We start from the raw sequence: 14,864 nt of genomic DNA, 5'->3' as shown, positions 1-14,864 counted from the left end.
TATGCGCGCAACGAGTATGCCGGATCCGACGGGGGCGACGCTTGTCGAGAACTGGATGATCGTGAAATCCGACCACGCTTGGTCTGGCGGGCGTGCGTGTGGTTCCTATACCGACCCCAAGGGGCCAGATGCGTCGACACAGATGATCCGCGTCTTCCTGACGAAATCCGCCTGACGGTTCAGATCGCCGGAACGCCAGTTGCAACTGCGCGTTTTCATCAAGTGGCTGATCGGGAGTCGACTAGGCCAACCCTGCCACAAGGGACCGGACGACCGACGAACATCCACGATGCGTCACGACCCTGCAGGGGGCCCCTGTTGCCAGAAATCCCGACTGACGGGATCAAGGAGACTGCAATGACAGATCATGCAACCACGACCCACGCAACAGGCACAGGCAATGCCTACGGTTTCGCACGAGATGGCTATGCCAAAGAAAACATGCACGACATAACCACCGCAGATGTCGAGAACGCCAAGGTCTACGGCCGGGACGACGAGACCATCGGGTCGATCCATTCCCTCAAGGTCGGCACGGATGGCAAGATCACGGATGCCGTAATCGACGTCGGGGGATTCCTCGGCATCGCGGCGCATTCCGTGGTGATGCCGTTCGACCAGCTGACGGTCCTGCGCGAGACCGATGGCGCCGATCTGCGGGTCCATCTCGACACGACCAAGGAAAAGCTCAAGGCGATGCCGCATCACGACGCGTGATCCGAACAGCCTTGTTCTCCCGACAGACAAGAGGCCGCACAATCATATTGTGCGGCCTCTTTTGCATCGTCAGCGTCAATTTGAACGTGTCCGACCTGGTTCAGCGGGTCGGAGGCCGGATCTTCGGAGGTGTCAGTTAGATGCCTGGTACTGCGGCAGGTTCTGGATCTGGTCCCGGGTGGCATCCACATAGAGACGCACGTCGCCGAAACCTTCAGTCGACAGGATGGTCAGCTCTTCGAATGACAGCGACGCCTGGCTGCTGCCGATCCCGAGGAAGCCGCCGAAATCGATGATCACGTTTGAGACTTCTCCGTCGGCGTTAACAATGATGTCGGTCACTTCTCCGACATCGTTGTCGTCGACATCATAAACCGATTTTCCGATCAGCATGTCGGTCGAGACATCCGTGACTTCAACCCGATCGTAGCCGTCCCGCTCCATCTGAGGCGCCGAGAAACCGGTCCTGTCTGAACGGGTTTCCTGGGTCGTCTGTTGCTGGTCGCCAGCCGGAGCCATCGCCATGCGATCATAAGACGGGGATTCTTTCAACATTTCGGCACGGGTGTTGAGCACGACATAGGTCTCGGACCGGTCTTCCGGGTCGGATGCAAAGGTGATCTGGTCCATGGCCACCGCGACGTCATGTTCGCCCATGCCGAGAAAGCCACCCGCGGCGATCACCAGCGCGCGGACCTCACCGTCGTTGGACAGCACGATCTCTGTGATTTCACCGATGTTGTCCATGTCCTCGAGATCATCCCGGTTCATCGTCGCCATTGTTTCTGTGTCATCCGGCTGCGGAGTGCCTGCGGTCGCATTGGCATCAGTCTGGGACTGCGTTTCGTCGGACATGGTTCGGCGTGCGTAGACCTCCTTGCCCATCAGTTCCGACGCGAAGAGGTCGGATTGGCTGCGCTGGTCGAGAAAGGCGGACATGCCTGTGGTGTCATTCTGATTTGCCGCGTCGGCGGCAGGTGCCTCGGTTTGTGCGAAGGTCAGGGACGGCACGCCAAGCGCGATGACCAGCGCGGTCGTTGAAAGCAGCGTATTCATGCGAAAAATCCTCCGGGGGAGAGGGGCGGATCGAAAACCGATCGCTTGCTCTCCCAACATCAGGACAACTCGGGCCTGCCAAGTCCGTTCCCTTTCCGGGGCGCAGCAGCGCTGCCCGCAAGGGTGCAGGCAGTCGCGCCATCGGCGGATCTGTGCCGCGGTTTGCATGCGTGCCGCGCAATGACACGGACCGGGAACCCGGACGGAACGTTCCGGTGACTGGGCGGTTGTTTCAAGTGGTGCGTCGCGTCGACGGCATGGACATGTTGTCTGCGGCTGGTTCTGGAAGGATCTATGCATGGAATGGGATAAAATCGCGAACAACTGGGCCAGGATGACCTTGCGTCTGCGCAACGACGGGCAAAAAGGTGAACCCAGTCTGGGGGCCCGCCCGATGCAGGCCGTACCGAACGGTTCCGGGGCGTCGACACGACCCCACAGCGCCCCGGGCATCAGATTGCCTCCAACCACCTCGGTGAAGACGACCGACAATGGTCATGACCTGACGCCACACAGGTGACGCTGCAGGATCGCCGGGGTCGAAGACTTATCACGCATGGCGTTTTGTCGGCACGGGCCTGGTTCAATGCGCTTCGACATCCTGCACCCCCCTGGAACGATGGCGCGGTGATCCGGGCCGGTCTTTTCGGGGCCGAGCGGCTGGAATACCACGCCATCTCGCTGGCGCAGGCCCAACCGGTCATCGGCCGTGCGGCGCGGGTGCCCCCATTGAGCAAGCGCGTCCAAGAGAACGCGACCGTTCTGCTGTCGGCCCATCGCTCCTGCACGCAGGCGTCGCAGGCCGGCCTGACCGTCACCCCCGCGACAGAGTGGCTGCTCGACAACTACCACCTTGTCGAAAAGCAGCTGCGGCAGATCAAGCGCGATCTGCCGTCCGGGTATTATCGCCAGTTGCCGAAGCTCTCTACCGGACCCTTCACGGGGTATCCGCGCGTTCTGGGCATTGCCTGGGCCTTCGTGGCGCATACCGACAGCCTGATGAACGGGTCGGTCTTTGCCCGTTTCGTGCGCGCCTATCAGACCGTCGATCCGTTGACGATCGGCGAGCTTTGGGCCCTGGCCATCACCCTGCGCATCGTGCTGATCGAGAACATGCGCCGGGTGACGGACCAGATCGTGGCAGAGCAAAACAACCGTCAGGCTGCTGATGATCTGGTGGACCGGGTGATGGGCCAGGCCGGGGCCGGAAGTGCCACCGTTGCGCCCGATCCCACGTTTCGTGCTCTTGCCGAAGCTACGCAGGCTTTGGAGGGGGGGCCTTTGCCGGATGCCTTTGCTGCCCGCATCGCCCAGCGGCTGCGCGGTTTCGATGCGGTCGAAACACCCTTGCACGGCTGGCTGACCGAATGCCTGATCGCGCAGGGCCTGACGGTGGACGATGTCGTTCTGCTTGCCCAAAGTGAGCAGGGCGCGTCGAACGTCACGATGCGGAACATCGTGACCAGCATGCGGCTGATTTCCGAGATGGACTGGCCCGACGTCTTCGAGGAAGTCAGCGCGGTTGACGCGCAGCTGCGTGCAAGCTCGGAGTTCGCAGCGATGGATTTCGCGTCGCGCAACCAGTACCGCACGGCGATCGAGACGCTGGCGCGGGGTTCGGGGATGACCGAAGGCGCGGTGACGGACGCAGCAATGGCTTTCGTGGCGGACGGTGCGACAGCTGCAGCGCGTGACCCCGGATATGGGCTGATCGGGCCGGGTCGGCGGGCGCTGGAAGCCGACATCGGATACCACGCGTCATTGCGCCTCCAGCTGCCCCGGACCCTCGTGCGCATGGGTCTTCGCGGCTACCTCGCCGTGCTATGGGCTGTGGCGCTTGGCATTCTCGGGCTGGCGCTGGTGCAATCGGGAGCGCAGGGCTGGCTTGTGGTGCCGCTTGCCCTCGCGGGCCTTGCCCCTGCCTTCGAGGTGGGCAGCGCAATCGTCAACCTGGCGATCACGCGGATCGTTCCGCCACGAAAGTTGCCGGGTTTGGAGCTTGCGCATGGCATCCCGTCCGACATGCGCTGCCTCGTCGCGGTGCCCGTGCTGCTGAACACGGTCGAGGATGTCGCCGCCTGCATCGAACGGCTGGAGGTGCATCACCTGTCCAGCACCGAAGGGGCAGTCCACTATGCGATCCTGTCCGATGGACCGGATGCCACCACCGAGAACCTGCCGCAGGATGCCGATCTGATCGCCCATGCCCACAGCGCCGTTGCCCGGTTGAACAAGGCCTATCCGTCCCCCGGGGAGGACCGGTTCCTGTTTCTGCAGCGCCGCCGTCTGTGGAACCCAGCAATGGGCGTCTGGATGGGATGGGAGCGCAAGCGCGGCAAGCTGACCGAGTTGAACCGTCTGCTGCGCGGCGCGACGGACACCAGCTTTGTCGCCCCCTGCGCGGTGCCGCAAGACGTACGTTTCGTGATCACGCTCGATGCCGACACTCGGCTGCTGCGCGATACGGTGCGCCGGTTGATCGGCAAGATGGCCCATCCGCTGAATGCGCCGCATGTCGATGCCGCGGCCGGGCGGGTGACGCGGGGCAACGGTATCCTGCAACCGCGTGTGACGCCCGGCTTGCCGGTCGAAGACGAGGGAACGCGCTACCAGCAGCTCAACGCGAGTCACGGCGGCATCGACGCCTATGCCGCTGCGATCTCGGATGTGTATCAGGATCTGTTCGGTGAAGGGTCCTTCACCGGCAAGGGCATCTATGATGTCGATGCGTTCGAGGCCGCGCTGGTCGGTCGGGTGCCCGACAACACCATGCTCAGCCATGACCTGTTCGAGGGCGATCTTGCGCGGGCGGCGCTGGTGTCCGACATCGAACTGGTCGAGGATTTCCCCGTACGCCATGACATTGCCGCGCGCCGGCAACATCGCTGGGTGCGGGGTGACTGGCAGCTTCTGCCCTGGCTGACCGGGCTGGCCGTGGCGGGGCGTGGACCGATCTCGGCGCTGGGGCGCTGGAAGATCATCGACAATCTGCGCCGCTCGCTCACCGCACCGCTGTCGCTGGCAGCCCTCGGCATTGGCTGGTTGATGCCTGTGCCCGCCGCTGTGACGTGGACAGCTCTTGTGCTGGGCATGCTGGCGCTACGCTTCCTGCTTCCTTTGCCCTTGGCACTGCTGCCGGGGCGGGCCGGCATCACGGCGTCCAGTCATGTTGGTGCCCTGGGCGACGACGCGCGAATGGCGGCAGAGCGCATCGCGCTTGAGATCGCCTTGCTGCCCGACACCGCCGCACGCATGGCAGATGCCATCCTGCGCACCGGATGGCGGCTTTGCGTCAGCCGGCGCAACCTGCTCGAATGGATGACGGCTGCCAATGCTTCTCAGCGGGGTCGTCTTGGCCTGTTGGACCAATACAAGGACATGGCGGCTGGTGTCGTGCTCGGGCTTGTTGTGGTGGGCGGGGCGATTGCCCTGAACCCGGTCGTCTGGCCGCTGGTCGCGCCCATCGCGCTGCTTTGGGTGTTGAGCCCCTTGATCGCCTTGCGAGTGAGCCGACCAAGTCTGCCGGCCAAGACAGCCCTGCTGTCGGATGCCGACAGGCGGGATCTGCGCTTGGTCGCCCGACGCACATGGCGCTTTTTCGAGACCTACGTGACGGCTGCTGACAACGACCTGCCGCCCGACAACTTTCAAGAGACCCCGCATCCCCTGCTGGCGCGGCGCACCTCGCCCACCAATATCGGGCTTTACATGCTGGCCACGACGGCGGCGCATGATCTGGGTTGGATCGGACGCGCGGAGGCAACCGCGCGCCTGCAACGGACCTTGGCCACGATCCAGCGGATGCCGACCTTTCGCGGTCATCTCTACAACTGGTATGCCACGGAAGACCTGAGCGTGCTGGAACCCGCTTATGTCTCCTCGGTGGACAGCGGCAACCTGGCAGGACACTTGATCGCCGTGGCGCAAGCTTGCGTGGAATGGCAACGAACCCCGCTGTCCGAGACCGACTGGCGCGCTGGACTGGCCGACATCTTGCTCTTGGCCAGCCGCGCCCTGGAGGATGCGCCGGCCGCGGATGCCGCGTGGACCAACATATGGGCAGAGCTTTCGGATGCCGCTGCGCAACACGCTCCGCTCGACCGGCTTCTTGACCTGAGTTCTGCCGCCGTCACACGGTTTCGTGCCATGAAGGTAGCCGACCCCGAGACCGAGTTCTGGGTCGTGGCCGTGCGCGACTGCCTCGCAAGCCACGCCGCCGACCGCAATCTGTCCCATGGACTGCGCCTCACGGTTGTCGAACATCTGGCCCGCGAGTTCGCGACCGGCATGGAGTTCGGGTTCCTTCTGGACGAAGAGAAGAAGCTCCTGTCGATCGGCTTTTCGACCACTACCAACCAGCTCGACCCGAGCTGCTATGACCTGCTGGCCTCCGAGGCGCGGTTGGCCAGCCTGTTTGCAATCGCCAAGGGCGATGTCGCGACCCGGCACTGGTTTCAACTTGGCCGCGCCGCGTTGCCGATGGGCGCGGGGTCTGCCCTGATCTCGTGGTCGGGCAGCATGTTCGAATACCTGATGCCGTCGCTGGTGATGCGCGCGCCCGAAGGATCATTGCTGTCCGAGACCAACCGCCGCATCGTCGGGCGCCATCAGGCGCATGGCGCCGCTTTCGGTATTCCATGGGGCATATCGGAATCCGCCTACAACGCCCGCGATCTCAATATGAATTACCAATATTCCAATTTTGGTGTACCGGGCCTCGCGCTCAAGAGGGGTTTGAGCGAGAACCGCGTCGTGGCACCCTATGCCACCGGACTGGCCGCTATGATGGCGCCCGCGGCCGCGATGCGCAATTTCGACAGGCTCGCTGGGCTTGGGGCCGAGGGGCAGTTCGGCTTTTACGAGGCGCTGGACTACACCGGTTCGCGCCTGCCCGCCGATACAGAATACGCCATCATCCGCAGCTACATGGCGCACCATCAGGGCATGACCATCACCGCCATCGCCAACGTCGTGCAGGGAGGGCGCCTGCGCGCCCGGTTCCATGCCGAGCCGATGATCATGGCGGTGGAGTTGTTGTTGCAGGAACGCGTGCCGCGTGACGTGGCCGGAGCACCGCCCCGGGCCGAGGAGGCGACGGTCACCAATCCCGAGCCAAACCGCACACCGGTGGTCCGCCAGTTCCTGTCGCCAGCCACGGCCGACCCGACCGCGCATCTGCTGTCAAACGGATCTTACGGCATCATGCTGACGCCCACCGGCGCCGGGTACAGCCGCTGGCGTGGGCTTGCCGTGACCCGTTGGCGCGACGATCCGACGACCGCGCCACACGGTGCGTTCATCCTTGCGCGCGACCGGCTGTCGGGGGCACGCTGGTCGACGGCTGTGCAACCGAGCGATGGGGAGCAAGACCGGCACGAGGCCGTGTTCAGCGAGCATGAGGCTGTATTTACGCATAAGGCCGCCTCGCTCAAGACGCTGACCGAAATCGTCGTCTCGGCCGAAGACGATGCCGAGGCGCGGCGCGTGACCCTGACGAACACCGGTCGCAAGCCGCGCGAGATCGACCTGACCTCCTACGCCGAGCTTGTGCTGGCGCCGATGGCGTCAGATGTGGCGCACCCGGCCTTTTCCAAGCTCTTTGTCGTCACTGATTTCCTGCCTGATCTTGGCGTTCTCATTGCCACGCGCCGCAGCCGCGCACCGGGCGACCCCGAAATCTGGGCGGCGCATATCGCGGTGGTCGAGGGGACGGAAGTCGCCCCGATCCAGTTTGAAACCGACCGGGCCCGGTTCATCGGTCAGGGCGGTCGCATCGGACGGGCGGCAATGGACGGTACCGACCTGTCGCAGACGACGGGCACCGTGCTTGACCCGGTGTTCTCGATCAGGCGATCGGTCCTCGTACCTGCGGGGGGGCGGACATCTGTCACCTTCTGGACGATGGTTGCGGATGATCCCGAGAAACTGCTGGACCTGGTGGACCGCCATCGCGACAGCTCTGCCTTTGGCCGCGCGGCCACGCTGTCTTGGACGCAGGCGCAGGTACGGTTGCGCCATTCAGGGATCACCCCGACCGCAGCCGCCGATTTCCAGCGGTTGGGGGGAATGCTGCTGCGCGCCGATGCGCGCCTTCGGGCGCCAGCGCCAACCATCGTGAGCGATGCCGGACCGCAATCGGCGCTCTGGCCCTACGGCATATCGGGTGACCTGCCGATCGTGCTGTTTCGGATCGAGGACGTGCAGGATGCGCCTCGCCTTCGCGAGGTGCTGGCCGCGTATGAATACCTGTGGATGCGGGGTTGCGCCTTTGACGTGGTGATCCTGAACGACCGTGCGGCGTCTTATGTGCAGGACCTGCAGTCCCTGATCGAAGGAGCCGTGCTCTCTGCCGGGGCGCGCTCGCATCCCGATTCCTCCACGGGCAGACTGTTGGGCAAGGTGCATGTTCTGCGCAGCGATCTGCTGCCCGAGGTGAGGGACATGCTGCTGGCGATGGCCAGCGTCGTGCTCGTCGCCGCACGCGGCAGCATGGGCCATCAGATGGACGCCGTGTCCCGACCTTTGGTTCCGGGGGCCTTGGCACAAAGCGCGCGACCGACGCAGCCGATCTCTGCGCCTCAACCCGATCCCTTCGACACCTCTGAATTGGAGTTTTTCAACGGTACCGGTGGGTTTGCCGAGGATGGCCGCGAATACGTCATCGTGCTCCGGGACGGTCAGACCACGCCTGCGCCGTGGATCAACGTGATCGCCAATCCGCGCTTCGGGTTCCAGGTCTCGGCCTTGGGCAGTGGTCATGTCTGGTCGGAAAACAGCCGCGAAAACCAGCTGACGCCATGGTCGAACGACCCGGTCACTGACCCGGCGGGTGAGGCGATCTGGCTGCATGACCTTGATACCGGCGATACATGGACCCCAACCGCCCAGCCGATCCGGGATGGCGGGCTCTACGTCGCGCGTCACGGCTTCGGCTACAGCCGCTTCGCGCACAGCGCCCACGGCATCGATGCCGCGCTGGTCCAGTTCGTGCCGATGGACGATCCCCTGCGCATTTCGCGCCTGACGCTGTGCAACAGGTCGAACCGGGCGCGGCGGCTGTCGGTGACAGCCTACGCAGAGTGGGTTCTGGGGGCATCGCGCGGCGCGACCCTTCGCCATGTCACCACCAGCCTTGACCCGGACACCGGCGCGATCTTTGCGCGCAATCCTTTTTCGACCGCCTTTCAGGGCCGCACGGCCTTTGCCGACCTGGGTCCCGAGACCACCAGCCAAAGCGGCGACCGGGCGGAAGTTTTGGGGATCGGCGGCAGCATGGCGCGGCCCAAAGGCATAGGGGCCGGGGCGCTCTCTGGGCGGACAGGGCCTGCGCTTGATCCTTGCGCGGCGTTGCAACGGTGTGTGACGCTCGCGCCCGGCGAAACGGTCGAAATACTTGTGCTTCTGGGGCAGGCCGAGAGCGACGACGCCGCGCGAGCGCTGATCCTGCGCCACCGCGACGCCGATCCCGACGCAACGCTGGACCTGGTGAAACGGCATTGGGCCGATTTGCTTGAAACCGTGCAGGTGACGACGCCGGATCGTGCCACCGACATCCTGCTGAACGGCTGGCTGCTGTATCAGACGGTGGTCTGCCGGATTTGGGCGCGGGCCGGCTTCTACCAGGCCAGCGGTGCCTACGGGTTCCGCGACCAGTTGCAGGACGGGATGGCGCTTGCGGCGTTGCGTCCAGAGATGACGCGCGCGCATCTGCTGCGTGCCGCCGCGCGCCAGTTTCCGGAAGGCGATGTGCAACATTGGTGGCTGCCACATTCTGGGCAGGGCGTGCGGACGCGGATTTCGGATGACCGGGTTTGGCTGGGGTATGCCACGGCGCATTATGTTGCCGTCTCGGGAGATGCGCTTGTTCTGGACGAGATGGTGCCGTTCCTGAACGGTCCCGAAGTGCCACCCGGAGCGCATGACGACTTCTTCCTGCCAACCATGTCGGACGAGACGGCCAGCCTGTTCGAACATTGCGCGCGCGGTCTTGATCAGGCCATCGCCCTGACCGGTGCCAATGGCATGCCGCTCATCGGTACGGGCGACTGGAACGACGGCATGAACCGCGTGGGCGAAGCAGGGCAGGGCACGTCGGTCTGGCTGGGCTGGCTGCTGATCGCGACGATCAACGCCATGGCGCCCCATGCCGACAGCCGCGATCCGGATCGCGCGCGGCGCTGGCGCGATCATGCGGCGGCGGTGCGACAGGCCATCGAGCGGGATGGCTGGGACGGCGCGTGGTATCGGCGCGGGACCTATGACGACGGGGCGCTGCTCGGGTCTTCGAGCTCGGACGAATGCCGGATCGACAGCATCGCGCAATCCTGGGCCGTCCTATCGGGTGCCGCCGATCCCGAGCGCGCCCGCATGGCGATGGCCGCCATGGCAGACCACCTGATCCGTCCGGATCCCGGCCTTGCGCTGCTCTTTACGCCTCCCTTCGATGCGTCGTCGCAGGATCCCGGCTATATCAAGGGCTATCCGCCCGGTCTGCGCGAGAATGGCGGGCAGTACAGCCATGCGGCGATGTGGGCGATCCTTGCCCATGCAAAAGGGGGTGACGGGGACGCGGCAGGTTCTCTGTTTGCTCTGCTGAATCCAATCAACCATGCGCTGACCCCGCAGGACGCGGACCGCTACAAGGTCGAACCCTACGTGGTGGCGGCCGACGTCTATTCGACAGCGCCGCATGAGGGGCGGGGCGGCTGGAGTTGGTACACGGGGTCTGCCGCTTGGATGTACCGCGCCGGGATCGAAGGTCTGATCGGGTTGACGCGAGCGGGTGACACGCTGATCGTCGATCCTTGCTTTCCAAAACACTGGCCGCAGGTCAAGGCACAGATCAGGATCGGAGGGGCGCGTCTGTCGATCACCATCGACAACCCCAACCGCTCGGGTCGTGGCATTGCGTCTGTGACACTGGACGGTCTGGCCATACCGCAGGAGGACGGGATCGTGCGTGTGCCTCTTGCCGTGCAGGGGGGCGGGCAGTCGCAAGCCCTTTGCGTCACGCTTGGGTGAGTGTTGCTTGGGATATCGCGATGGGTATGGCTTCTATTGCCCGAAGCGAAACAGACTGGACGATGGGTTCAGCATGACCTTTGCAGAACCCTTCCCGCTCCAACTCCGAGGCGCGTCGCATGTTCGCCCGGTACCAAATTGCCCTCTCGATCACCGATGACTTGGCGACCATTTGGGCTCAGACCTCTTTTGCGGAGGTGTCGGGGACGACGCCATCCACATCGTCGACGCGGGTTTCATCCCACTCCGGGTCTTGCCGCTTGATGCGGCGAGAGACGAGATAGCTGGCGGGCCAACTCAGCAGAAAGCCGACTGCGGCAGCCCCGCCGATGGCAAGCCACGAATACCAGCCGAGGGACAAGACAGTGATCACGAGCCCGCCCGTGATGACCGAGCCCACGACGAGTGTTAGAATGATGCTGAGACGGTCCATGTCTAATCCTTTTTGACTTCGGTAGGGGAACGTCTGAAGCGCGGATGTCGTTCCGCACCTTAAACACCTGTCGGCTTGGCTGGTGCTTTCGCCAACGGTCGGCCTGTGCCGGATCCGCCTGCCTTTTTCCCAGATATCCGCGACACCGCGTCAGGACCAGGGCCACCAGCCGGTTCGGCGCTCGGGGTCGAGAAGATCGTTTTCCTTCAGGACCATGTCTGTGACATCGCTGAAATCCGGTGGCTCGAACGGCACCAGGGAGCGCCCATCGCCTCGCAAGGCTTCGATCGCGCCGATCAGCGATCCGTTGGCGGCAGTGATGGCCTGCTCGACGGTGTGCGGCGCCACATCCAGGTGCTCGGCCAGCAGTTCGGTGCGAAGGTCCGATATCTTTGACCTCAGATCTGTCTCGTCCGGCTTCGCCTCGACCGACAGGTCGCATTCGGTGTCGAACCCCATCGAGCGATTGTTGAGATTGGATGAACCCACCCGCATCAGCGTGTCGTCCATGATGACGATCTTTGCGTGCACGTAGATATCCGTGCCGCCCTTTGACACGGGTGTATAGAGTCGAAACCGGCCGTGCCTGTCGGCCTGCCGTACCAAGTCCAGCAACTGCGCACGTGCGGCTCCCATCGCCTTTTCCTCGAGCCATCCCTTGACCGAGTGCGGGTTGACCACGACGAATTCAGGACCATCCGGCTCTTTCAGCCGCACGGCGATCGCCTCGGCCAGCGTGCGCGAGGCGAAATACTGGCTTTCGATATAGAGCGCGTGTTTCGCGGTCGCGATCGCGGCTAGGTAGAGTGCTTCGATCTCGTGAACCGCCTCGCGCGTTGCGTAGGCTGCCGCCGTTCGGGAAATCGCCACCTCTGCCTGTGTTAGCATCGGCTCGAGCGCCTCTGGCCAGATCGGCGCTACGGCGGGCGGTGGCGGGATCGTTTCGCCCGTGGCATGGGACCACCGCGTCCGTACCAATTCCCCCAGTGCGCGCGCCACGTCACCATCCACCATGATCGACGCATCGTGCCAAGGCTGGTAGGGACGCTTCGACGTGGGCCTGACGCGCAACGGGTTGTCATCGACATGTTCGGACGTGTCCCAGCGTTCGGCCGTGGCGTCGATGCCGCCGCAAAATGCCAGCGCGTCGTCGATGACGATGATCTTCTGATGATGCGCCGCCCCGCTGGCATGCGCATGGTCCAGCTTCAGGCGGATGCGTCGGCCGATCAGCCAGTCGGTGAGCCTGAGCGGCGTGGAGCCCCGTCCGAGCGTCGATAACAGCCCAACGTCCCATTGCAGCAGATAGATCCTGAGGTCGGGGCGGCGTCGCACAAGCCAGTTGAGAAACTTTCCGAGTTTGAAAGGCGCATCCATACGGGTCTTGCGTGGATCAAGAGAGACCCGCGTGTCGAATTCCCAGCCGACCATGATGACGCTGTGCTGCGCTTTCTGCATGACCTCGTGCAGGATGCCGAAGTAATCGGCCGCATCGACGATGACGGACAAACGGTCAGCCGTCTCAATCCGACAACAGGTGTCACCCTGCCGGAGGACGGAAGATGTGGTTTCCAAGAGCGTTCTATCGGAATCGATTGGTTTCGAGCCACCTTTTGTCTGGATTTTGTCTGGAGGGCATGTTGCACCAAGGATGGAGCGACGTTTCTGGAATTGCTGCGCCGATACAGCGGATGGCACATAACGGCACGCCACCCGCTGTCCTGAAATGGCCAATGCCGCTTATTTTCCCTTGGCTTTGTCCTTTGCGCTGCCGAGCGCGTTCTGGGCCTTGCCTTCAGCTTGGTCGGCCTTGCCCTCTGCCTGGGTCTTCTTGTCGCCGGTGGCTTTTCCGAACGCTTCCTTGATCTTGCCGGCCACGGTCTTTGCCGAGCCTTTTACTCTGTCCTTGTCGAGTGACATGGGAACCCTCCTCGAACAGCGCCACAGCGGTCCGTTTGCGGGGTTGCTTCGGACACTCTGCGCACTGCATCACACCAACGCCTGACGGCCGCGCGGCGTTCCTCGGGATCGGAGGGGATTTCAAGTTGGAGCCCTTTTGCAATCGCATCTCGCCGTTTGCGGCCGAGCAGAATTCTGGTCAGCGTGGGCAGGGTGCCATGAACATCACAGGACCGAGCGCAAAGCACGACGGTCAAGGAGCCATTCGTTTGCAGAATGACCGATCCGATCTCGGAGATGTCGGTCTTTCCGACATAGCGACCGTCGTGCGCCCGAAGCATGGGCTCGGACATGATCTGACATTCCCCGGATCCAGCGCGGCGGAGCGCGGCATCATGAATTTTGTGATGAGACCCGCGGCAAAGCCTGGATCAATTGTCCAGATACTGCACGTTCTACGCGCGCCCCCTGTCTGCGGGGATGGTCACAGAGACAATCCGCAGACCTTGGGGGCGTTCCATCGGGACGGCCGGGGCGGGTTCTTGGTGTCGGCCGCCCGTCAGGAGAGGTGGTGCTGAAGGAAGAACCGCAGCATTTCGCGCGATGCCTCCGGCCCCTTGGGGTCGGTGTAGCTGCCCCCCGATTGCCCCCCGGACCAGGCGTGGCCTGCGCCTTCGATTTCCCAAAGCTCCGCGACGCTGCGCCCCTCGGCATCGTCATGGCGGGTTTGGCGGAAACTGCGCCCGCCCCCCGACGTGCCCGATACCAGACCGCGCGTCAGACCGGTTTTGTCCCGCAGGGCTTGCGCCAGCACCGCATCGCCGTTGCCGGGGTGCACGGTTGTGTCGGCTGATCCGTGAAACACGATGGTCGGAACCGCCACGTACCGCCCCCCGCCAATGGCACCGCTGCGCATGGCGGCAAAGGCCGATGGCATATCCCGCGCACTGCCGACCGGCAGGCCGGAATGCACGCCGACCGCTGCAAAGATTTCGGGGTAGACCGCGCCAAGGATGGCCGCCGCAGCCCCGCCCGCAGACAGGCCGGCGGCGTAGACACGGGCGTCATCGGCTGGATGCTCGCGCAGGATGTCGCGCACGATCCCCGCGATCAGCGCCGGTTCGCCACGGTCACGTCCCTGATCCTCGGGCCGGAACCAGTTCCAGCATTTCTGCGCGTTCGCCCCGCTTGGTTGTGCGGGCCATGCGACGAGGCAGCCGACCTCTTCGGCCAACGCGTTCATGCCGGTGCCGATGGCGAAATCCTCGGGCGTCTGGGTACAACCATGCAGCATCACGATCAGCGGCATGGGCCCCTCTGGCTTCGTGGCCGGAACGTATAGGCGGTAATCCCGGCTGCCTTGTGGGCCGGAATGCGTCAGCGACAGGAATTGCGCCCCGTCGGGAAGCGCGACCGCTGTCGAGGCCCACGCATCGCGGAGCGGCATGCCACCCGCCGCGAGCCCCCGCAGCGTGTCGCCCAGCCCCTTGCGGGCCTTGCCCGTAGCGGTCCTTGCGGTGGAGGATGCCGGGGGTTCCTTGGGCGGCGCGGGGTCTGCGTCGTCCAGACGGGTGAACGTGCCCTCGATGGCGGTGTCGTCGCCCGTCGTCGTGGGATGCTCAGGTGTGGCGTTCGGCATCAGGAGCGACTGGATCAACGCCGTTGCCTCATCAAGCTTGCCGGCACGGGTCAGGTCGGTGGCGCGGGCCATACCGCGGGTGAAGGGATTGGTCATTGG

At 64.2% G+C, this 14,864-nt stretch carries 8 protein-coding genes; 3 read left to right on the top strand and 5 right to left on the bottom strand.

The features are described 5' to 3' along the window. The first annotated feature begins 1 nt into the window (after position 1). Positions 2 to 175 (top strand): hypothetical protein, encoded by a 174-nt coding sequence (locus IEV82_RS15195; RefSeq protein WP_188482881.1) that lies wholly within the window; start codon positions 2 to 4, stop codon positions 173 to 175. Between the two features lie 182 nt (positions 176 to 357). Next, complete coding sequence (locus IEV82_RS15190; protein ID WP_188482880.1) at positions 358 to 717, top strand: PRC-barrel domain-containing protein; 360 nt, start codon at positions 358 to 360, stop codon at positions 715 to 717. A gap of 132 nt (positions 718 to 849) precedes the next feature. Here IEV82_RS15190 and IEV82_RS15185 read toward each other — a convergent pair whose 3' ends face one another. Continuing rightward, a complete protein-coding gene (locus IEV82_RS15185) occupies positions 850 to 1,773 on the bottom strand; it encodes a PRC-barrel domain-containing protein (RefSeq protein WP_188482879.1) in 924 nt (307 codons plus the stop codon). A 627-nt stretch (positions 1,774 to 2,400) separates the two neighbouring features. Between IEV82_RS15185 and IEV82_RS15180 the strand changes: the two genes are divergently transcribed. Then, positions 2,401 to 10,794, top strand: a complete 8,394-nt coding sequence (locus tag IEV82_RS15180; RefSeq protein ID WP_229747845.1) for a glycoside hydrolase family 94 protein — start codon at positions 2,401 to 2,403, stop codon at positions 10,792 to 10,794. Positions 10,795 to 10,972: 178 nt separating this feature from the next. Here IEV82_RS15180 and IEV82_RS15175 read toward each other — a convergent pair whose 3' ends face one another. The 4 genes from IEV82_RS15175 to IEV82_RS15160 form a co-directional block, all read right to left on the bottom strand. After that, positions 10,973 to 11,227, bottom strand: a complete 255-nt coding sequence (locus IEV82_RS15175) for a hypothetical protein (protein WP_188482877.1) — start codon at positions 11,225 to 11,227, stop codon at positions 10,973 to 10,975. Positions 11,228 to 11,377: 150 nt separating this feature from the next. Then, complete coding sequence (locus tag IEV82_RS15170) at positions 11,378 to 12,736, bottom strand: phospholipase D-like domain-containing protein (protein ID WP_229747844.1); 1,359 nt, start codon at positions 12,734 to 12,736, stop codon at positions 11,378 to 11,380. Between the two features lie 231 nt (positions 12,737 to 12,967). Beyond that, on the bottom strand, positions 12,968 to 13,147 hold the full coding sequence (locus tag IEV82_RS15165) for a CsbD family protein (RefSeq protein WP_188482875.1): 180 nt from the start codon (positions 13,145 to 13,147) through the stop codon (positions 12,968 to 12,970). Between the two features lie 538 nt (positions 13,148 to 13,685). Beyond that, a complete protein-coding gene (locus tag IEV82_RS15160; RefSeq protein ID WP_188482874.1) occupies positions 13,686 to 14,861 on the bottom strand; it encodes an extracellular catalytic domain type 1 short-chain-length polyhydroxyalkanoate depolymerase in 1,176 nt (391 codons plus the stop codon). Positions 14,862 to 14,864: the final 3 nt, after the last annotated feature.

The organism is Marivita lacus, assembly GCF_014637725.1.
GTDB lineage: Bacteria > Pseudomonadota > Alphaproteobacteria > Rhodobacterales > Rhodobacteraceae > Marivita > Marivita lacus.
Note: the sequence above shows the minus strand (reverse complement) of the source record. Positions and strands in the feature narration are given on the sequence as shown.

Bases quoted from the DNA above. Each gene is read 5' to 3' on its own strand.
- IEV82_RS15185 (WP_188482879.1), bottom strand. From the start codon at position 1,773: ATGAATACGCTGCTTTCAACGACCGCGCTGGTCATCGCGCTTGGCGTG.
- IEV82_RS15195 (WP_188482881.1), top strand. From the start codon at position 2: ATGCGCGCAACGAGTATGCCGGATCCGACGGGGGCGACGCTTGTCGAG.
- IEV82_RS15175 (WP_188482877.1), bottom strand. From the start codon at position 11,227: ATGGACCGTCTCAGCATCATTCTAACACTCGTCGTGGGCTCGGTCATC.
- IEV82_RS15160 (WP_188482874.1), bottom strand. From the start codon at position 14,861: ATGACCAATCCCTTCACCCGCGGTATGGCCCGCGCCACCGACCTGACC.
- IEV82_RS15165 (WP_188482875.1), bottom strand. From the start codon at position 13,147: ATGTCACTCGACAAGGACAGAGTAAAAGGCTCGGCAAAGACCGTGGCC.
- IEV82_RS15190 (WP_188482880.1), top strand. From the start codon at position 358: ATGACAGATCATGCAACCACGACCCACGCAACAGGCACAGGCAATGCC.